This window comes from Pseudoalteromonas sp. HM-SA03, from assembly GCF_002289345.1.
Lineage (GTDB): Bacteria > Pseudomonadota > Gammaproteobacteria > Enterobacterales > Alteromonadaceae > Pseudoalteromonas.
This window is the reverse complement of the sequence record NZ_NSDG01000084.1, coordinates 16297-35440: the sequence shown is the minus strand read 5'-3', so window position 1 is coordinate 35440 and position 19144 is coordinate 16297. Positions and strand designations below refer to the sequence as shown.

31 protein-coding genes are annotated in these 19144 nt (G+C 45.6%); 14 read left to right on the top strand and 17 right to left on the bottom strand.

Features of this window, described 5'->3' with window-relative positions:
- Positions 1-221: 221 nt before the first annotated feature.
- The 15 genes from CKO50_RS17250 to CKO50_RS17180 form a co-directional block, all read right to left on the bottom strand.
- Positions 222-413 (bottom strand): hypothetical protein, encoded by a 192-nt coding sequence (locus CKO50_RS17250; RefSeq protein WP_088531215.1) that lies wholly within the window; start codon positions 411-413, stop codon positions 222-224.
- Positions 414-632: 219 nt separating this feature from the next.
- Positions 633-1034 (bottom strand): Mor transcription activator family protein, encoded by a 402-nt coding sequence (locus CKO50_RS17240; RefSeq protein WP_095729168.1) that lies wholly within the window; start codon positions 1032-1034, stop codon positions 633-635.
- Positions 1027-1671: a gp16 family protein gene (locus tag CKO50_RS17235; RefSeq protein ID WP_095729167.1), complete on the bottom strand. Its 645-nt coding sequence runs from the start codon at positions 1669-1671 to the stop codon at positions 1027-1029. Before CKO50_RS17235 ends, CKO50_RS17240 begins: the two co-directional genes overlap by 8 nt.
- Before the next feature lie 11 nt (positions 1672-1682).
- A complete protein-coding gene (locus CKO50_RS17230; RefSeq protein ID WP_095729166.1) occupies positions 1683-2300 on the bottom strand; it encodes a DUF3164 family protein in 618 nt (205 codons plus the stop codon).
- A gap of 12 nt (positions 2301-2312) precedes the next feature.
- Positions 2313-2987 (bottom strand): DUF2786 domain-containing protein, encoded by a 675-nt coding sequence (locus tag CKO50_RS17225; protein WP_176474699.1) that lies wholly within the window; start codon positions 2985-2987, stop codon positions 2313-2315.
- Positions 2980-3342, bottom strand: coding sequence for a hypothetical protein (locus CKO50_RS17220; protein WP_095729164.1), 363 nt, complete (start codon positions 3340-3342; stop codon positions 2980-2982). Before CKO50_RS17220 ends, CKO50_RS17225 begins: the two co-directional genes overlap by 8 nt.
- A gap of 2 nt (positions 3343-3344) precedes the next feature.
- Positions 3345-4493 (bottom strand): ExeA family protein, encoded by a 1149-nt coding sequence (locus tag CKO50_RS17215; RefSeq protein WP_095729163.1) that lies wholly within the window; start codon positions 4491-4493, stop codon positions 3345-3347.
- A 3-nt stretch (positions 4494-4496) separates the two neighbouring features.
- Entirely contained in the window at positions 4497-6293 is a 1797-nt protein-coding gene (locus tag CKO50_RS17210; protein ID WP_095729162.1) for a DDE-type integrase/transposase/recombinase, read from the bottom strand.
- Positions 6290-7204 (bottom strand): hypothetical protein, encoded by a 915-nt coding sequence (locus CKO50_RS17205; protein ID WP_095729161.1) that lies wholly within the window; start codon positions 7202-7204, stop codon positions 6290-6292. The genes CKO50_RS17210 and CKO50_RS17205 overlap by 4 nt, the downstream gene beginning before the upstream one ends.
- Positions 7205-7208: 4 nt before the next feature.
- On the bottom strand, positions 7209-7514 hold the full coding sequence (locus CKO50_RS17200; RefSeq protein ID WP_095729160.1) for a hypothetical protein: 306 nt from the start codon (positions 7512-7514) through the stop codon (positions 7209-7211).
- A complete protein-coding gene (locus tag CKO50_RS17195; RefSeq protein ID WP_095729159.1) occupies positions 7511-7777 on the bottom strand; it encodes a hypothetical protein in 267 nt (88 codons plus the stop codon). Before CKO50_RS17195 ends, CKO50_RS17200 begins: the two co-directional genes overlap by 4 nt.
- Positions 7774-7929, bottom strand: a complete 156-nt coding sequence (locus CKO50_RS24065; RefSeq protein WP_157757237.1) for a hypothetical protein — start codon at positions 7927-7929, stop codon at positions 7774-7776. The genes CKO50_RS17195 and CKO50_RS24065 overlap by 4 nt, the downstream gene beginning before the upstream one ends.
- An 11-nt stretch (positions 7930-7940) precedes the next feature.
- A complete protein-coding gene (locus CKO50_RS17190; RefSeq protein ID WP_095729158.1) occupies positions 7941-8417 on the bottom strand; it encodes a hypothetical protein in 477 nt (158 codons plus the stop codon).
- Positions 8404-8784, bottom strand: a complete 381-nt coding sequence (locus tag CKO50_RS17185) for a hypothetical protein (RefSeq protein WP_095729157.1) — start codon at positions 8782-8784, stop codon at positions 8404-8406. Before CKO50_RS17185 ends, CKO50_RS17190 begins: the two co-directional genes overlap by 14 nt.
- A 56-nt stretch (positions 8785-8840) precedes the next feature.
- Positions 8841-9113 carry a DNA-binding protein gene (locus CKO50_RS17180; protein ID WP_095729156.1) on the bottom strand — a complete coding sequence of 91 codons (273 nt, stop codon included), beginning with the start codon at positions 9111-9113 and terminating at the stop codon, positions 8841-8843.
- Between the two features lie 96 nt (positions 9114-9209).
- Here CKO50_RS17180 and CKO50_RS17175 point away from each other — a divergent pair, with 96 nt between their 5' ends.
- A complete protein-coding gene (locus tag CKO50_RS17175; protein WP_095729155.1) occupies positions 9210-9692 on the top strand; it encodes a DNA-binding transcriptional regulator in 483 nt (160 codons plus the stop codon).
- Positions 9693-10049: 357 nt separating this feature from the next.
- On the opposite strand, the gene CKO50_RS17165 is transcribed toward CKO50_RS17175, so the two are convergent.
- Positions 10050-10598, bottom strand: a complete 549-nt coding sequence (locus CKO50_RS17165; protein ID WP_095729153.1) for a hypothetical protein — start codon at positions 10596-10598, stop codon at positions 10050-10052.
- A 6-nt stretch (positions 10599-10604) separates the two neighbouring features.
- The gene (locus CKO50_RS24060; protein WP_174171144.1) at positions 10605-10754 is read right to left on the bottom strand and encodes a hypothetical protein; all 150 of its coding nucleotides are present in this window, start codon (positions 10752-10754) and stop codon (positions 10605-10607) included.
- Between the two features lie 383 nt (positions 10755-11137).
- Between CKO50_RS24060 and CKO50_RS17160 the strand changes: the two genes are divergently transcribed.
- The 13 genes from CKO50_RS17160 to CKO50_RS17110 all read left to right on the top strand — a co-directional run bounded on the left by CKO50_RS17160 (position 11138) and on the right by CKO50_RS17110 (position 19067).
- The gene (locus CKO50_RS17160) at positions 11138-11443 is read left to right on the top strand and encodes a DUF4124 domain-containing protein (protein WP_095729152.1); all 306 of its coding nucleotides are present in this window, start codon (positions 11138-11140) and stop codon (positions 11441-11443) included.
- 181 nt (positions 11444-11624) lie between these two features.
- Positions 11625-12212: a glycosyl hydrolase 108 family protein gene (locus CKO50_RS17155; protein ID WP_095729151.1), complete on the top strand. Its 588-nt coding sequence runs from the start codon at positions 11625-11627 to the stop codon at positions 12210-12212.
- Entirely contained in the window at positions 12205-12465 is a 261-nt protein-coding gene (locus CKO50_RS17150; protein WP_095729150.1) for a hypothetical protein, read from the top strand. The genes CKO50_RS17155 and CKO50_RS17150 overlap by 8 nt, the downstream gene beginning before the upstream one ends.
- A complete protein-coding gene (locus tag CKO50_RS17145) occupies positions 12458-12910 on the top strand; it encodes a 3TM-type holin (protein WP_095729149.1) in 453 nt (150 codons plus the stop codon). Before CKO50_RS17150 ends, CKO50_RS17145 begins: the two co-directional genes overlap by 8 nt.
- On the top strand, positions 12897-13118 hold the full coding sequence (locus CKO50_RS17140) for a TraR/DksA C4-type zinc finger protein (protein WP_095729148.1): 222 nt from the start codon (positions 12897-12899) through the stop codon (positions 13116-13118). Before CKO50_RS17145 ends, CKO50_RS17140 begins: the two co-directional genes overlap by 14 nt.
- Before the next feature lie 2 nt (positions 13119-13120).
- The gene (locus tag CKO50_RS17135; protein WP_095729147.1) at positions 13121-13579 is read left to right on the top strand and encodes a DUF2730 family protein; all 459 of its coding nucleotides are present in this window, start codon (positions 13121-13123) and stop codon (positions 13577-13579) included.
- Complete coding sequence (locus CKO50_RS17130) at positions 13566-13868, top strand: hypothetical protein (RefSeq protein ID WP_095729146.1); 303 nt, start codon at positions 13566-13568, stop codon at positions 13866-13868. Before CKO50_RS17135 ends, CKO50_RS17130 begins: the two co-directional genes overlap by 14 nt.
- Positions 13869-13870: 2 nt before the next feature.
- Positions 13871-14257: a phage protein Gp27 family protein gene (locus CKO50_RS17125; RefSeq protein WP_255230255.1), complete on the top strand. Its 387-nt coding sequence runs from the start codon at positions 13871-13873 to the stop codon at positions 14255-14257.
- A gap of 7 nt (positions 14258-14264) precedes the next feature.
- Positions 14265-14456 (top strand): phage protein Gp27 family protein, encoded by a 192-nt coding sequence (locus tag CKO50_RS24830; RefSeq protein WP_255230253.1) that lies wholly within the window; start codon positions 14265-14267, stop codon positions 14454-14456.
- Positions 14449-16029: a terminase family protein gene (locus CKO50_RS17120; RefSeq protein ID WP_095729145.1), complete on the top strand. Its 1581-nt coding sequence runs from the start codon at positions 14449-14451 to the stop codon at positions 16027-16029. Before CKO50_RS24830 ends, CKO50_RS17120 begins: the two co-directional genes overlap by 8 nt.
- On the top strand, positions 16029-16175 hold the full coding sequence (locus CKO50_RS24055) for a hypothetical protein (protein ID WP_174171117.1): 147 nt from the start codon (positions 16029-16031) through the stop codon (positions 16173-16175). The genes CKO50_RS17120 and CKO50_RS24055 overlap by 1 nt, the downstream gene beginning before the upstream one ends.
- Positions 16176-16177: 2 nt before the next feature.
- Positions 16178-17737: a DUF935 domain-containing protein gene (locus CKO50_RS17115; protein WP_095729144.1), complete on the top strand. Its 1560-nt coding sequence runs from the start codon at positions 16178-16180 to the stop codon at positions 17735-17737.
- Positions 17730-19067, top strand: a complete 1338-nt coding sequence (locus tag CKO50_RS17110) for a phage minor head protein (protein ID WP_095729143.1) — start codon at positions 17730-17732, stop codon at positions 19065-19067. The genes CKO50_RS17115 and CKO50_RS17110 overlap by 8 nt, the downstream gene beginning before the upstream one ends.
- Positions 19068-19144 lie beyond the last annotated feature (77 nt).

Here is a 19144-nt window from a genome sequence, read left to right as displayed (position 1 = left end):
TGTCCCACCGAGCCCGGTCCCGAAAGGTATTGCCACGGCCAGTTTGCTGAGCCAGATCATCACCAGTAAATGATCCAATGTACAAAAACTCTATAGCTAATTGTGCGAAAACTACGGGAATATGTGGGAGAGTTCGGGATTGAGTGAGAGCCTATTTTAAAATGAGTTTGATATTGTGAAAATCAGCGGCGCTCAAAAATTTGCGCCGCTTTTTTGTTTTGCTAATTAATAGACGGAACAGTTACCGCTTTTTGAGCCTCACCATTCTGTGCATACGCAGTTTGCGTTTCTTTACTTGTATCGATCATCACTTGCATTGCCTCCGCAACCTCTGCAAATGTCTCACAACCACACTTTGATAAAAACGCTGCTATATAATGTGGGGCTAATTGCTCTGCTATATTACTTTTCATTTTCTTCCTCTCTCATTAGCTCCCAAATTACCTTATATAAAGGTGGGGCTTCNGGTGGAATTGGTGGGCCGCCGTTGCGACCGAATCTGACTTTTTGCTCTGGCTCGTTTAATTGCTCTTCTATATATACCCTTTTTCCAAACTCGAATCCGAGCAGTAGCGTGGTAAATAGAAGGAGCAGCAACAGCCATGTGTTTACTGCGATCTCGTCGTCACGTTTCAGCATAGTGAATGCCCTCCACCATCTTTAGTCCCTTTACCTTTGCAACTATCGAATAGGTCTCCTTGTACTTCATCCGTTTTCAGTTGGTTCATGGTACGAACAACTTCATATATCCACTGCACAGAATAGCCATGCTTCTTAGCTAGTTCGACGTGGTTATCTCCAGTAAACTCGCTCCAGATTTTGTTGTGCTTCAGAATTGTATCCAGTGATACGCCCTTGCAAACATAAACGTTCTCGCCCCCAAATGTATGACGAACCCGGTCTACAGCTTCACGGCCTATCTGGCCTGCTTGTTCAGCACCAACTACGTCGGCAACACCACGAGTAACAACCTCAAAGATAGCCAGCAACATACCAATACCACGTTCTGAGCCTTTACCAAATTGTTCAGCCATTACTAGACTCCTCATATCGGCCAAGCATTAAGCCTGTGAAGTTAAGAGCACTCTCAAGCTGCTCAACATTACAATTTGAAAAGTTGCTATATTTATACACAATGCGCGCCGCCTCGAACTTTTCCTCATCGTTCAGTGGCAGCTTTTTTAAATCAGGGGCTAGCTCTTTCATGTCTTTTGCCATCAGACGCGCATACCAGCTTTTTAACTGCTCAATCAGTGCATGAACCATAGGTGCGCGTAGCCACTCCAAACGCTCAATAGCTATGTTACTGTTCATACGCTTAGCTTGTGATTTACTCCAATTGAGTAGCGCTGTTTCCGAACCGTCGCGTAAATAGCCGCGATGACTCATGGCAATCCACACCTGGCGCAGTTTATCCAGTGGCGTTTTGTCTTCGGGTGCTATATCACGAGTCATTGGTGAGTTTTTACCACCGCGCTTTTTAGTGATGATCTCAAAGCCATTGCGTTGCATATACTTGAGCACTCTATCTAGTTCACTGACTCCCATATCTTTGCAACTGTCTTTATTAGTGAGATCAAGCAACACAGTACGGTATAGGTCATCGTCCCAACCCAACTTGCTTTTACCAATATGGATCAGCTGTATATAACGTGATTTACTCATTTTCATAAGTGCCACCTTTATAGAGATTTACTAACCAATGGGATTTGGATCCATGCGCCTAGTTCGTTACGCTCGTAAAACCGCACGTAGGTTTTTGTTGAGCCAAAAATAAACGCATCATCTATTGCCTCCATACCAGCCGCCCAATCGTCCGACTTGTGGCTGTAACGGTATTTACTGCGCAGCTCCATGATCTTAGCTTTACTGTATTGGCCCTCTTTGTCGGTTTCAAACGCGTTCATTACGATGTCTTTAATTAGCTGTGCTTCATCGTCTAGCTTTTCCAGTAACCCATTTACCACACCTAAAAACAGCTCTTTTGCTATCAGGATTTCAGGGCCAAAGCTAATGTCGTCAGCAACACCAACCTTTACACGACTTTTGCCATCATATGAGGTTAGCGTGATATTGCCTTTGGCTCCGCCAATCTCAACGTTGTAGTTATGGGCCATCTCCGCAATAAAGTCGTTTACTTGCGAATACACACCACGTTTAAAGTGTTCATGTTCTGCGTTCAGTTGCTTTGCGCGCTGCACCAGTTCTAACACCAACGTATTTTGCGCCTTATCGTTGTCGCTCACTTTATCTGCTGGGACCTTGTAACCGCTTCTATTTATATAAAATTCTTGTTCCATCACATCTTCACCTTACTGCGTTAGTTTACGTTGAGATTCACCACTTACTGGGCAGTGTATAGAGTGCTCTTTTCCTGCCCTAAACCCGTCGCTTATCGCATTGCCGACGTTAGCTTTTTTGCCACGCGCTGCGCAGTTGCTCCGTGCTAGGTCTGGGTAATGACGTACCTTATATGCTTCAATGAGTTGGTTCTCATTGTCTGTACGGGAAAACTGGGTAATTTGTTGGTGAACAGCGATTACCCAACCTTCAGCAAATCGATCACCTCTGGCTATTTTGGTACTGCGTTTGCAGCGGTTTGATTGCTGCTTAACATAAGCTGTCCGATCCGCTTTTAGCTTTGCCCACATAACATCCCAGCAATAGCTAGCCAGCTCAGGCTGCGGGGCGATACCAATAAAGTGAATATCACTACTTGCGCAAAAGTTTTGGTTTACAAATGCATCCACACCAAATGCGCGTTCAATCAGGTTAATAAACATGGCTTGATACTTAACTAACCGATTAGCGCCACACGTTGTTCGGCGCTCGTCTATATCAGAAAAGCCCACATCTTCAGCACTAATGCGGTGTTTCTCCATTAGCGCTTGCGCTGAGCGCATAGCTGCTGCGGCCTCGTTCTCATTCGTTGCAGACTTAGCCAACGCTAAACACTTTTTGATCTTGTCTAAAATGCGCTTATCCACGAGGCACCACCTGCTGAACTTTATAAAACTTTACCGAATGGCATTTAGGGCATGCGCTCGATAGCTGGTCGCCTACATACACAGCGGCTTTGTCACTTTCATTGCCTACCCAACCACAATGATTGTTTGCGCATGTGTAGCCAGGCTCGGGCGTGGTAATAGCAAATTCACGTAGCTTTTGTCCGAATACGTGGCCCCAATCTTTAACCTCAACCGAATTGTGGCGCGTCAGCATTTCTTGCATTTTGCTGTCGTCAGCCAGAAGTTTGTCAGCTTCCGCTTTGGGTAGCGTGACTTGCTTTGTGATCTTGACGTTCGCAACGCCAGTGAGTGTGATTTCTACGTGTTGACTCATGGTTAAATCCTATGAATAAATTTTTCGTCGATGAAATCCACTTTGATCGTGGCTGCCAAGTTCATCGCTTTTGCCATCCATACCTGCATTTCCATAGGGTAGGATTTGTCTAATTGCTCAGGGTCGTATGACAAGCCTTTCTCAATTTTGCCGATACACTTACCTTTAACCGCTGACAAAGCATCATCAGAAAAGTACTTTGATACATCTAGCCCAACACACTTAAACTTATGCCGAATGTAATCGATCGCACTTGTTCCTAACGGTTGCATATAGATTCTATGGCATCGCCATGTAAACTCTCGTAGCTTCGGTTGGTCTAACTGTGCATCCAGTTCTGGTTGTCCAAATAGAGCGATCCCAATGACTCGCTGAAACCCCGACTCAACTTCCCAGATACATTTCAAGTGCCGGATCATGTCGTCTGTGAGATCCTGAGCTTGGTCAATAATCAAAATGTGTTTGTTGCCACTATTGCAGCTTTCAATCAGCCCTCTCTTTACCTCATTATCTAGCTTTTCCCCACGGGCTGAGCACTGGATACCCAGTTCACGGCCGATTGCCATAGAGATCCCATCTGCCGTGAGTTTCTTACGGTCAAAACGTGATGGTTCTATTACCATGATATTTTCGTGATTTTCTTTGATTTTGGTAACAAATGCTCGGCGTAGTGTTGACTTACCGCTGCCACATTCTCCAGTGACCGCAACCATCGAACTAGCTTCAGCTACAGCGAGTAATTCTTCCAACTGCTGAATATGCGAATCCAACAAAAACAGTTCATCCCATGATCTCGGGTCGTCAAATGGGTTTCGCCTAACCTTAAAGTGACTCATTGCCGAAGGTGTTAACTGGGGGGACTTTTTCTTGGACATCTCATCTTCCTCATCGTCTTCTAGTTGCTCTGGCTCATCCCATCCAAACAAATCAGATAATTGCTCGTCAGTTGCGCCATACGCCCGTAAATACTCTGTTATATGTTGTTCAATCTCAGGCCGTTTACAGTGTTTTGGCCATTCATTTTGTGTTTTTAAGCGGCTCAGGCTGGTTGTACTAAATTTGATACCTTTGGCCGCCAATGCGCGAACTACTTGCGCTTGCTTTATACTCAGCACATCAAATACAACGCTGAGTTTTGTTTGTTTTTCCAAGGCTTATCTCGCCATTTTTAACACTGGGGTCTCCGCTATCCCGTTGTGCAATTGTTCAACGACTACATCAACTTCCGTTTCAACAACTTCTTGCTGCTTTAACCAATCAACTTCATTTGGGCGCAGGTTTCTACCTAACCGTTCAGCAATAATGATCCTCAGATCTATATCATCCAACACCTTGCCTTTGCGCTTGGGCGCTTCGCTGATTTGTTTCGCAATGGCATTATCTGGTTGAATGGTTTCGCCTTTTGGCGCTATTCGCGTTTCGTGCTCAACGTCTTTAAGATATGAGTGCGTAACAAGCTTGCCGCCAAATGGCGCAGCTTTGGCTTTTTTGGCTTTCTCTATCTCTTCATCGCTCATGTTGGGGTATGCCAGCCTGTCAGCCGCTTTTATTGCCAACTGTGTTGCGTTGTCTGCGTGGTTTGCATAGCGTTCACCAATCACTGGTGCATCAATGCGGAATCCGGCAACATCAAACTCAAGCGGTTTAACTTGGTGATATACCACATCGCCCAAAGGGGTTTTTACACCCACCATTAGATCAGGCGACTCACCCACAATCACAGGGCTAACCTCTACGGTCATCCCATTGAGAATGTGCTCAAGCTCCGAAACGTCATACACCAATTGAGAGTGGGTAACTGGGTGGCGATAGGTCACCGTTAAGTCACCTTTTACCTTGCGGGTTTCGCCCTCCTTGGTAAGCAGCAAGCGGCAAATTTGCTCGTCAGGCAGCTGGCGCAACCGGTGTCTAAACTCAGGCTGATAAATCATTAACCAAACATCTAAGCGCGGCATTTTATGACGGGTATGTTTACAGTTTTGGTCTTTGATTTTGTTGGCGTTGTAAGCCTCCTGCCATGCCCATGCAGCCGCATTTAGCTCGTCAACACTGTTAACTGGCTCCATCAACAAGCGGCTTTCAAACTGGGTTTCAACTAAATCATTGCCGTTTTCAACACTGCCTTTGGCGCGAGGGCTACCCGCTTTGTGTTCTTCACATTTCACCTGCAAACTCTTCAGCACATTTTTAATGGCTTTTGAGCTGTTGGCTGAGCCTTTATCCCATACCAACATTTCAGGCACACCCATCAATGGTGAGCCGTCATGCTGTGACCAACACCACATTAAAAAATCAAACAGGTTTGCCGTCGTCTCGCCAGCCGCTTGGTAATACTTAACACGCACAGCACCACTAAAATGGTCTGTTAACACGTAACGCCATACCCGTAGGTTTTTTATGCTGTCTAAATTGTCTGGTTTGTTAGCATAAAAATGGCTTTCATCGATGTAGGACTGGCACACCCCTTTAACTTGTCGGTTCTTGCGCTCAGGTGGGTAGTACAACAAACAATAACTAGGGTCTACTTGGTGTACATGGTTTGGCCCTAAGCTCCTTAACTGCTTATGTGGAGTTGCCTTGTCTAACATCTGAATACTGGCATGGTAGCGAGCTAGTACACGGCTGATCTGGCTTGTACTTACGCTTTCATAGCCATTGGCTGCCAAAATCGACTTCGCCACTGGCACATGCATGGTGCGTTTACCGTTAGCCCTAACTGACTGGTTAAGCAGCGACACCATCACCTCGATAGCCTCATCGCTCATGCTGGTTGTGCCTGCATCACTGCGTTTGGCTTTGCCACTTTGCCAGCCAAGGCTTTTTAATCGGCGATACAACGCGTCTTTACTCAGTCCTAGCGTTTTGCACGCTTGCTCGCGGATTGTGCCCTTTTCACCATGCCCGGCGTTGTCTAGCTGTTCGGCCCAGTATTCTAGGGTGAGTGCATTCATTTCATCACCTCTGTACCTTCAAAGCCCATTTCGGCCAGCCACTCACCACTGGGGCGCGCATCGTCTAAGTCGCCATAGGTGCGGTGTATTTCGTTCCACACATGCGCGAGTTGAGTTAGTAAAATTTTGCTGTCGGCGTAAAACGCGGATTTAGCGGCATCATAGGTTTTATCATCAATCTTTACCGTCTCAAGCTGCTCACTGAGCACCAGCATCTGGTTAAACCCTTCACGCACTTGGTTTTGGGTTTTAGCCAATGCCTCAAAAAATGACTTGGCTTCGCCTTTCCAGCGTTCGGCACTAAACTTTTTGCTTTCTAAGTCGGTTTTAAGCTTGATGATTTCCTCTTCTTTTTTAGAAGAAGAATCACGAGACACTTTGAGCATGCGCTCGGTTGCATCCAGCTCCTGTGCTAACTTGTCTTTCTCCTTTGAATGCTTAGCCTTTAATTCGTCGATTAGCTCTTGAACTGCTTCTTTGTTACCGACTTCCACAGCTTCAGATTCGATAACGAGTGTTTGCTGATCGTCTGGAAGCTGTCTTAATGATTGCAAATGTCTATAACCAAGCTTCATTTTTTGAGCCTGTTCAAAAAACTGCTCACCAAAAGTACTAAGGTTTGTTAGTCTTTCATTTGTGATCTTGGCACTACAGTCAAGGTATGCGTCACAAAACTGCTCCCAAGTGGAAACCGTTTCCGTTTTTCCATCTTTAGAAAATGATAACCCTTTGTATTCTTTAGAATCTTTAATCTGCTGTACTAACTTTAATTCGGAAACCGTTACCATTTTTCCTATAAAGTTAAATGCTTGGATTTGACCCAACTGGACAAGAACACTTTGCTGCTCTGCCAATTGATTCTGCTGATGAACTTTTAAATCAATTAAGTCTGTTACACTTAAGTCACTCATAATCTCACCTCAATAAACCGTAGTTATTGCGTTCAATCTGCAAACCATTAATTGCCATAGTGAATGAATGGGCAACGGTGTTGCTGATCTGCACAGGTTTTTTATGCAATCGCCAGCGGTTTTGATTAGTGGTTAGCCGCTCTGCCCAGTCCGCATGTTCTAAGTTTGCTAACACACGAGTCATATCCGCTGGGCTACAGCCTAATTCAGCCGCTAGTTTCCCTGGTTCAGCTCCTTCGATTTCGCGTCCGGCCATCAATTCAATCGTGGCCAACACGCGCTGTATTTGTGCTGATATGTATTGGCTCATGCTGACACTCTCTTAATGGGCTTCATCGGTTTTTTAACTGGGTTGTTAAAATCACTCACGCAACTTGGGCACACAACGTCGATATCAAACGCTTCACTTTGAACATGACGCCATCCAATATGGTTTGCAGCTTGCAGCCATGCGCTTTTAGTTATTGCCTGCTTTGCTTGCTCAATTCGTTTACAACAATTGCACTGAATTAGAGGACGGTTGTTGTGTACGCTTATATGCTCAGCGCTAACGGGTTTGGTTAATAAGCTCATGCGTTCTCTCCTTGTGGTTTTCCGTGTGCCAGTGCTTTTAGCTGCTCCATACTCATTAGCAGCACAGTTTTACCTGCATGCTTACCAATACAAATGCTTGTATTTTGCTCTGGTTGGCGTTTTTTAGGCGCAACTTGGTCTTTGATAGTCATACTATTTGCTCCTAAATAAGCTGCTGCTGGGGATCGTCGAGACGTTCGACTTCGAGTTTTTGGTAAGCCAATTCTTGCATCAGAACAACTATTTGCTCTGCAACGTGTTGATGGTTACCACCACCTTCTTCCAATTGCATGGCCATTCCAATTACCTGATTTGCAAATTGGTTTAGATGATTCAATGTTGGCATTGAAGGCTTTTTGCTTTTAGGCATATCGACAACCAGCTTATCAAGGCTGTGTGCCATATATTGGAGTGGGTACTCTCTACCTGTAGCAGCCATATATGGGATTAATAAGCTAGCAGGCATATCGCCATTACCAAGGTATTTATAAAGCATATCGGTGCTTACGCCCGTTCTATCGGCGATGCGTGGCACGCTCATATTGCGTGTCGCCATTCCATGCTCCTTACAAAGTTGTAAGGACTCAGGCAGGCTGCGAGCGACTACACGGCTCCACTGGCGGCGTTTAGGCTTGGTCATAAGTCCCCCCAACTTGCAATGCTAAAGTCAGCTTACGGGTATTCCAAAAAGAAAGAATTTTTGGAACTTCCCAAGGAGTGATCTTGCTGGCTAGAATTTGATCATCACGAAAACGGGAGATCAAACCATGCAAACCGAATTTGCTACTTACCAATTTAATAACTTGCTTGAATGGCTGTGTATTGACGATAAACCTTGTGCCGCTGTGTACTGCGCGAGCGCTAAAGAACTGCGCCAACTTATTGTTGAACTTGGCAGCTATACGCATATTGAGCGCAGAGTGGTGGTTAATCGCTTGTACCAACAACAAAACACGGCTTTGTTGGCGCTGATAGCATTGTGCTATGTACGGGCTAATTATGTGCATTGTGTGGCTCCTGTAAGTTCGGTAACTCAGTTATTAATAAAGTGGTTACTTAGTCCTTACGAGGCCAAGAGCTGCTTAAGCTGCTCTACAGTTTGTTTGCGGTCTTCTCCCTTTAATACGGGAGGGGTCTCGTAAAAATCTGTTTTAGGAAATACAACATTGAGGGGCTTTTTGATGATTTTACAAATTGCAGCGGCAATACGGCGGGATTGAGTATGACCACAAACCACACCAGAAACAGTTGCTAGGTTCACGCCTAACGCATCTGCAACCATTGATAGTGTATAGCCTTCGTGTGCGATGGCTTCTTTAATTTCCGTTGATTTCATAGTACTCTACCTTTTTGAATAAAACCCTTTCTAAAATGTTTTGGCGAACGGTTAGCAAAGGGTTTGGTTAATTGTCAGGCTCAGGATAGTACACATATGTCCTCAAAATCAATAGTTTCAGACTTAAATGTCTGCTCATTATTTCAGGCTGAGCGTAAGCGTTTGAATTTAAGCCAAAAAGATGTCGCAAATTTTTTAGGAATGTCGAGTAAGCAAGTTAGTCGATGGGAATCATCTATTGCTATCCCTTCTGATAAGCTCGTTCAACTCGCATCAATGGGTTTTGATGCTGCGTTTGTAGTAACTGGAAACAGGGATGGAGTTTCTCTTGTTAACAAGGAATCTATTGATGTGGAAAGTGCTGTAGATGCAGCCTGCTATGCAGCGAGAGAGGCACTGCTTACAGTCTATCAAGCTAAAAGGTTAAAGAATGAGCTTGGCGAAAATGGAGAGTTTGATGCAATTAAAAGCCTTTCATTAATTGAGAAGGCGACTAGAATTTTAGCGAAAGCTGAATTGACTGGTAATATGAGCAATGATTCAATAAGAGATGTCTTGAGTGTAATAAGTAATGATTAAAAAATTACTTACTTTGTTTTACTCGATCAAAATATCCAATGCTTTTAAGAGCTTTGAGCAGCCGCCTACGCTCAAAGCGAAACTCCATATCAAAATGAATTATTTCTTCCTTTGAGGCGTGTTCAAAGTGTTTCTCGTAACTTTCAGTTTTTGCCAACAGCTGGATTGACTGGTCTAAAAGCACTTCTTTCTTGTGGCTTGACAGAGAAGTGACATTATTTACTGAATGACTAGCTAGCCTTGGTTTGCTCGATACTTCAATCACCTTAATTAGGTTTTTTAGCCTAAACGCCATGTAATACAAGTAAACACAACATCCAAAAATCATAGCTAAGAGTAATACTTCAAATTTCATCTCTAAACCCAACGTTTACTCGGAACTAAATTGAATATTCTAAATGCAGGGTATGCGCCTATTACTAATAACGTTGCGACGTTGATTCCTGCAACACAGTATTTAAATACGTTACGTAACAGGTCGGCCTCTAGTATTACACGATCAACATATCTTGCCATCAACAATGTGGCCATGGCAGCAGATAGAAAGCAGACAAATCGTGAGTAACGAGCAAAAACACAATCACGCATCATATGGAGCTTTACTATAAGTGCTACATAAACCACTTCATACAGTGCAAAAAATAGATAATAAAGCTGCCTTTTGGCGGCAGGATCTATATTTGCTGACAATATGGCATCTGATATGAATCGCCCGAGAAAGTGAAAACCAAAGCTAACCGCAGTTACTATCAACAAAGAATGCTCAACTTGCTCTCTCCAATCCTTAGATGGGAAGCCCGTAAGCATTTCTTTAACTCCTTGTTTTGAAAAAAATAGGAGAGCAATCAGAGCAACAAATTTGCTCACAATGATCGCCCAGCCTATTGCAACGAAAAATTCGTTCAAAGTCCTTTACCCTTTATAACTTTGATCCTGTTCAGCGCCGTAGCCCGAAGATTTATTCACGGATGCTTTCGGTGGTTCTATACCATCACCACCACCAGCACTCCCGCCAAAAATAGTTTTCAGTAGCTGACTTGGGATCTGTTTTTTTGTTTTCATGTTTTTACTCCTTATGTAAATGGAGCACACAGCATAGCAGCAAAATTGAGAAATAATCTTTAACTTAGATTAAAAATGGGAACGGATGCCGTGGCTGTCCGTGCTACGTTACTACTGGTTACTCAATCCATTAACCCAACTATAACATTTGCCAAATGTTAGGCAAACAGTTTTGTGTTTATTTTCGGAATAATTTTACTTATTTGCGACAGAGTGCCCGAATTTAGCGTAGCTCTTTGAAGGTGGACTAGGATTCGTTGCAAAAAAACACCAGTTATCTGGTGATTTATTGATACCTTATGTTAACAAATTTACTTAAAAGCCTTTTTACTTATCGGGTTTTTCGCTTATATTAAAAAGCCAACCTAACTAAGGATAGTTTTATGAAATTAATGATGATCCCACTTATTCTTTGCGTCAGTAGTTCTACCTTTGCGTTTGAAGTCTACAAATGCGACGTAGATGGTGTAATAACATATAGTGATAGGCCATGTGCTAAAGATGCTGAAAAAGTAAAAGTAAGAAGTAACGCACCAAGCACTAGGCCATCGCCTGACAAATTGGTTGAAGAATGCCTCGCCTACGTCAAAGAAAATCGTGCTTGGAAAGACCTGACTCGGTGCAACTTGTTAGTTATAGAAAAATATGGACACATGACAGCAGTGGAGCAAGACAAGTGCTTAGGTTAGAGGTCAAGGCAAAAAACAGTTATGGAGCCTATGACGGCACAACGCATTCCTCTTGTTTCTTAAATCACAGTGGCACTGGCTTAAGTAGCGTGCAAGAGCTGCTGTAATTTTTTAATCCAGTTTAAAATACACTCACCAACGCTATTGGCACTCTATCAGCACAGCCTGATGGAGATGCCAAATGACCTTACCCAATCTTAACTACTTTAAGCAACAGCCAGAGATCCGCGATGCTTTAGCACCGTTCTCTTTAAAGTTTGCCGACTCAATTATTCCCATTCTATACCTTGAGGGCGGCTTACGTGCAGATGGCGGTATCAACAATGTCGCGTCAGACCGAGGCGGACTAACTAAGTTTGGGATCAGTCAACGCGCTTATCCAAATCTCAATATTGCTGAACTCACATTAGCTCAAGCTGTTCGCTTGTATCACCGTGATTATTGGCGGCCAATGTATTGCGAGCACATGAATACAGGCTCTGCGCTTATGCTTTTAGATGGCGCTGTTCAACACGGTGTGCCTGGCATGACTCAGCTCGTACAACGTTATGTAGGCGCTAAGCCTGATTGCCGCTTTGGCTCTAAGACTCTCCAAGCTTGCCAAAGCAACCTACCCAACCAGCTCATTATTGGCTTGAGCCTGCGCCGCGCTCGTAAATACGCAAGGATTTGCGCCAATGACCCCACACAAAAACCTAACCTTGAAGGTTGGTATAACCGCTTAGAGCACATCACCGAGCTTGCCACTGTTGGAGTCAATCATGGGTAGAAATTGGCAATGGAGCTACACGCAAGGCCGTATAAAGCGAATAAAAGAAGAGGTTGCCGCGAGGCAAAATGGCGAACCGTTTGATGCCAACCAAATTCCACTGCACAGCTACGACGGTACGATGCAATCCAAATTCAAGCGTGGCTGGCAGTCTGTTTGTGAAACTGACATTCAATGCCGACTAAACGGCCACAACACCTATCAACAAATGCGGCAACGCCTCGCCAAGCAATTTGGAGCGCGCCATGAGTGATTGGGTAGGACTAGGCACCGTGGTTGGCAATCTATTGGATGATGTTTTTACATCCGATGAAGAACGCCAGCAGCTTACTAATGAACTTGCAAAAATCGACAACCAACGCCACGCACAGGTGCTGGCTCTTGAGGGCCGAATTGTTGAGCTACAGGGCCAGGTGTTGGCTGCACAATCTCAAATTATCACTGCTGAAGCCAAGGGTGAGAGCCGCCTGCAACGCTGCTGGCGACCTATCACCATGTTGACCTTTCTAGTGCTAATTGTACTGGACTCGTTCGGCGTGCTGGCGTTTAGGCTCAGCGAGCAAGCGTGGGAGCTATTGCAGCTCGGCATTGGCGGCTACGTGATTGGGCGTAGCGTCGAGAAAGCCGCTCCTGGTGTAAAAAACATAGCAGCTTCGGCAATTAAAAACATAAGGAACCCAAAAGATGGACATAGCTGACAAAGCGCAGCAAATCATTGATAAGTCAATGAGCCGCAAACTAGCGGAGCACAGTAAACAATTTGCAGGCGCTGACGTAGACCTAGATAAATGCATCGAGTGTGGCATTGAAATACCACAGGCCAGAAAGGCCGCCATTCACAACTGTACAACCTGTGTTGATTGCCAATCGCTGATTGAGCGCAGACAACGAGTAAATGGAGTTTAACCATGTATGAGTTTTTTCAAAAATGGCAAACCGTGATTGTGTGGGCGCTCGGTGTGATGGGTGTATTCATCATGGCATTTTTGTATGTACGGTTCCCCTCACGCAAAGAATTTAACAGCTATAAATCAGCCGCCCAGCAACAGGTGAGCGACACGCAAACAAACGTGCAAAACCAGCTCAGCAAACATAAAACCGAGTTACACGAGCAACTGGGTGCGCACAAAAGCGAACTGCAAGAACAGCTAGCGGAAGTAAAACGTGCGGTGAGTGACGATGTACGTGAGCTTGAACGACGCATTGAAAAAATGCCTACAACCGACGACTTACACGACCTTGAGCTAAAAATTGAGCGACTAAACACCAACATTGAATCGGTAAAGCCGGGGCTGAGTAATGTGCAAAAGCTCACAGATTTACTGATGGAAAACGAACTAAGAGAGAAACGCAATGGCGATGCATGAAGTACAAGCTGAACACCAACGGATCAGTATTTTGATTGCGCTTAAAGAGTCTGCGGACTATGGCGCAAACACTAGCATGTTGCGAGATGTGCTGAAGCGCTATGGCCTCGGCTGTAGCCTCGACCAGCTTAAAACCCTGCTGAATTGGCTTGAGCAAAACGGCTACGTTAAAAACGAAAAGCTCAGCGAGAATACATGGGTTGCACGCATTACGAGCGCTGGTATTGATGTTGCTGAAGGCACCAGCACAGTACCAGGCATTAAACGCCCTGCACCTCGGAGTTTATAGCTATGAGTGATGCTGTACGCAGAGGCAAACCCTCAAAAATAGACATGCTGCCTGAAGACATCAAAAAAATGTTGGATGAAATGCTGCGTGATAGCGGCAATTCGCAGGCCGATATTTTAGATGCGATTAATCGGCGTATTCTCGATGCAGGCATGGATGAGGAGGCGACTATTTCGCGTAGTGGCCTCAGTCGCCATGCGCAGAAGCATGAAGCAATCGCAAAAAGCTTACGTGAAACTCGTGCCGCATCAACTGCGCTGGTCGCCGAACTGGGAGACAAACCCACTGGCGAGGTGACTAAATTGATTTTAGAGATGGCCCGCACTCAGCTATTTAAAGCAATGCAGCAACAGATGCTCAACCCGTCNTGTGGACTTAGATACGATTAAAGAGGCTATGCTAGCCGTTCAACGACTGGAAGCAGCGGCATCTCGCAGTCACAAACGAGAGCAGGAAATTAAGAAAGCATACGCAGAGGAGCTTGCCAAAGAGCTGGAACAGAAAGCCAAAAACGAATCTCTACCCCAAACCCCCACCGAAATGCTGGCATTCTTTAAACGCGACATCTTAGGTTTGCAACGTGACTGATGTTCTAGATACGGGCGAACTGCCCCTCAATAAAATTACAGGCTCATTGGCTATTGCGCTGAGCACAGATATTTTATTTCAGTATCAACGCGACTGGATGAACGATGAGTCGGTTATCAAGATCGCAGAAAAGAGCCGACGTACCGGCCTTACATTTTCTGAAGCGCTAGACGATGTTATGAGTGCAGTGAGTGAGACAAGCCCACAAAACACCTACTATCTCGGCTCAGATAAAGAAATGGCTAAGGAATTTATCGAGGCATGCGCATTCTGGGCGCGTAAGCTCAATATGGTTATGGGCCAGATTGAAGAAAGCATTTTTGAGGATGAAGACGAAGACGGCACTAAAAAAAGTATTAACACGTTTGAGGTGAAATTTCCGACCACGGGTAAAAAAATTATCGCGCTGAGTTCTAACCCTAGGGCATTGCGTGGCCGTCAGGGTAACGTGGTACTCGATGAGTTTGCTTTCCACAACAGTGCTGACGAGGTAATGAAAGCTGCTGTTTCGCTCACAATGTGGGGCGGAAAAATCAGGATCATCTCTACGCACAACGGCGTAGACAATCTGTTTAATACCATGATCACACAGGCTCGTCGTGGCGAGAAAAGTTACTCAGTCCACCATATACCTATTGACCGAGCATTGCGTGATGGATTGTACAAACGCATTTGCCTAATGGCTGGTAGAGAGTGGAGCCAAGAGGCTGAAGATAAATGGTTGGCTGAGCAAGTTAACTACTACACCTCTAAAGAAGCAGCTAATGAAGAATTATATTGCGTGCCTAGCCAAGGCGCAGGCCAGTACCTCAGCCGCCGAATGCGAGAACGTGCGCTCACCAAAGACTTTAAGGTTGTGCGCTTTAAAGCCCCTGACGACTTTGAAACTTGGACCGAAGATCAACGAGTCAGAGAAGTTGACAAGTGGTGTAAGGAACATGTTCTACCGCTAATTGAAAAGTTAAACCCCGAGCTTAGCCATGCTTTTGGTGAAGACTTTGCACGTAAGGGCGACTTGTCTGTGTTTAGTGTGGGCGAGATAGCGCAAGACACCCGCCTGTTAGTGCCATTTATTGTGGAGCTGCGCAACGTCACCTATGATCAGCAACGCCAGATCATGTTTTACATTACCGAGCGCTTACCGCGCTTGCGTGGCCTTGCCTTTGACGCTACAGGTAACGGTGGCTATCTGGCTGAGGCGGCCATGCTCAAGTACGGCACTGAAATGGTGGATTGTGTGCATTTATCACAAGCGTGGTACAGAGAATGGATGCCGAAACTAAAAGACTATTTCGAGATGAATAACATCTCGCTCCCCAAAGACCAGGATGTGTTAGACGACCTCGGTCAAATCAAACTCAAAGATGGCATAGCACAAATAGATAAAGGCAAGACTACCGATACCTCTGGCGAGAAGCGCCACGGCGATAGCGCTGTGAGTATAGCAATGCTAGTACGCGCTGTGGAGATGGATGGCAGCGCCATTGAGTTCACCCCGCTACCAAGCAAGAGCGGTAGCAACGACTTTAACTACGACGACCTAGGCAGCTTTCAGGGCGCGGGGTGCTGGTAATGCGCTGGCGTATCAAGTTCGAGTACATCTTTACCACCGTTGGCGGCTTTATAGATATTGAGGCTCCCACCTATGAAGCTGCTGAACGCTACACCCTTGACCTCGATGTATACGTGGTATCAATCAAACCTATTTTGCGAGTATAACTATGCTAGTAGACATTAATGGCGATCCGCTATCAGTTAATAAACTAGACAAAAATCAAACCGAAGAAAATGCCCAAGTGGGCATGTTGCTTAGGCAATATGCTGAACACCCAACGCAAGGACTAACCCCTGCAAAGCTGGCCAGCTTGCTAAAAGAAGCGGAAGAAGGCAATTTGGCTGCGATGGCCGACTTGGCCAAAGATGTTGAGGACAAAGACGGCCACATAAGCTGCGAACTGGGTAAGCGTCGCCGTGCTGTGCTTGGGTTTGATTGGAAGATAAAGCCCCCACGTAATGCCTCAACCGCTGAAAAGCGCGACGCAGAAATGATCGCCGAGGTCTTAGAGGACGCGACTTGGTTTACGGATTTTAAATTTGATTTAACCGACGCCATGCTAAAAGGCTTTTGTGCCAACGAGTTGCAATGGGACTACATCGAGAAGCAGCAGCTGATCACAGGTTACGCATACCGAGACCAAAACATATTTAAAACCCACCCCAACGACTTTAACCGCATTATGCTGAATGACAGCAGCGACGAAGGCGAAGCCCTCAACCCATTTGGTTGGGCGCTGCATATTCATAAATCAAAATCGGGTTATGTCCATAGGGCTGGATTGCTCTCCGTACTTGCTTGGCCATTCCTATTTAAGAATTTTAGCGTACGAGACTTAGCGGAGTTTTTAGAGATCTATGGTTTGCCTGTACGCGTGGGTAAGTACCCAAGCGGTGCAACCGATGCTGAGAAAGCTACCCTCCTGCGTGCCGTGATGGCGATTGGCCATAACGCTGGCGGGATCATTCCACGGGGAATGGAAATTGATTTTCAAAGTGCAGCTAACGGCCAGGCAGATCCGTTTGAAAGTATGATCCGGTGGTGTGAACTAACTCAGTCTAAAGCGGTGTTAGGTGGCACGCTAACAAGCCAAGCGGACGGTAAAACCAGCACAAACGCCCTTGGTAGTGTCCACCAAGAAGTGAAAGAGGATATTACCCTTAGCGACTTGCACCAGCTTGAGCAGACCATAAACCGCGATGTGATCTACCCTATGTACGCGCTGAATGGTAAATCGTACAACGGTAATCGCCGGTTGCCACGTTTTGAGTTTGATACCTCGACTAGTGATGAGATGCGCGATCTGGCTTTCCCACTGCGCTCGCTAGTGAGCCTTGGAATGCAGATCCCTAAAACATGGGTTCATGAGCGTTTGAACATACCTGAACCAGGCGAAGGCGAAGCGGTATTGGAAATGCCAACCGAGCCGATGCCAGGCAATAACCCAGCGGCACTCAATACAGCAGTGGCCGCACTTAATGCGGAATACCAAACACGCAGCACGCAAACAGAGCTAGATACTGCCATTTATGCAATCACCAGTGGCGATATGCGCGAAGAGTACAAATCAACGCTGCAACCACTTTTGGACAAACTTAACCAAAGCGAAGAGTTAGCCGCTATTGAGCTTGCCGAGCTTTATCCCACAATCGAACAAGACCAACTGACCGAAATGCTCACCAAGCTGATTTTTGTGAGTGAGATTTGGGGCATGATCAATGATTGATCTCAGTATTGCCTTTAATAAACCGCCTACGGATGCGGTGGCTTACTTTAAATCTAAAGGTTATGCGATAAGCGATGAGTGGCACGATGTGCTGACTACAGCGCACGCCAAGGCGTTTACTGTAGCGCGGGTGCAGAGCATGGAAGTACTAGAGGCGATACGTAAAAAAGTAGACTCCGCTATTGCTGAGGGTTTAACGGCAAAACAATTTAGAGAGCAGCTAACGCCTGAGCTTCAGCGATTGGGTTGGTGGGGCAAAACCAAGAATGAGCAAGGTGATGAAATCCAGCTGGGTAGCCCCTACCGCTTAAACAATATTTATCGCACCAATCTACAAACCGCCTATATGAGTGGCCGCTATCGCCGCATGCTGGCTCGTAGTAAAACGCATCCGTATTGGCAGTATGTTGCTATTGATGATGCACAGACACGGCCTGAACATAGGCTGCTGCATGGCAAGGTGTTTAGGTTTGACGACCCCATTTGGCAAACCATATTCCCGCCCAATGGCTGGGGTTGTCGCTGTCGCGTTCGTGCGCTCACGGCAGAGCAAGTAAAAGCGCGTGGCTTAACCGTAGAGGACGGTAGCGGCTATGTACAGCAATTTGATGCAGAGATTGTGAGCCGCGAATCTGGCGAAGTTAAAACCACTGAGCACGCTAGGATTAAACTGCCTAGTGGTGATGTGATGACGCCAGATGTGGGCTGGGCCTATTCGCCTGGCCAATCGGCCTTTGGCACTGACGTGGCCGTGGCACAAAAATTAGGTAAGGTCGAAAATGTACAGCTACGTGCTGAAACCATTCAGGCACTCAACAATAGTGATGAACGGGCTAAAGCATTTGAGTTGTGGACACGTAAAAGCATTGAGCGCATAGAGCAATATCAAGCAGCAAAACTTGCTGGCGATACTGCTGGGCTTAGAGCGTTTGGCCCACGGCCGCAACATAAAACGGTGGTGAGCTTTTTAGGTGATGACATAAACCAAAAGCTTAAAGATAAGGGCATTGATGCGGCCCGTACTTTGATTTTATCTGAGCGCGCTCTGGCTCATGCGCACAGTGAAAAGCACCAAAAGTCAGGCAAAACACTAACGTTAAGCGAGTACACTGCGTTAAGCTCTTGGATAAACGGTGGTAAGGCTAATGTTTACTGGGACACTATGAAAGGCAACATGCTTCTGGTGATTCTGCGCGGAGATGAGGCCACTAAAGTTGTGGTGGAATTTAACTACCGAGGTGAAGTGCTTGAGCAAATGATAAATGTATTCAAAGTGAGTAAAAACGACATAACAGCAGCTGTTACTAGTGGTCAGTATGAGGTGTGGTGATAGGATGAGACTCGAACTCATATAATATACGCTGCAAAAGCATATAACCGTTACCCATTGGAAACACTACCACCACA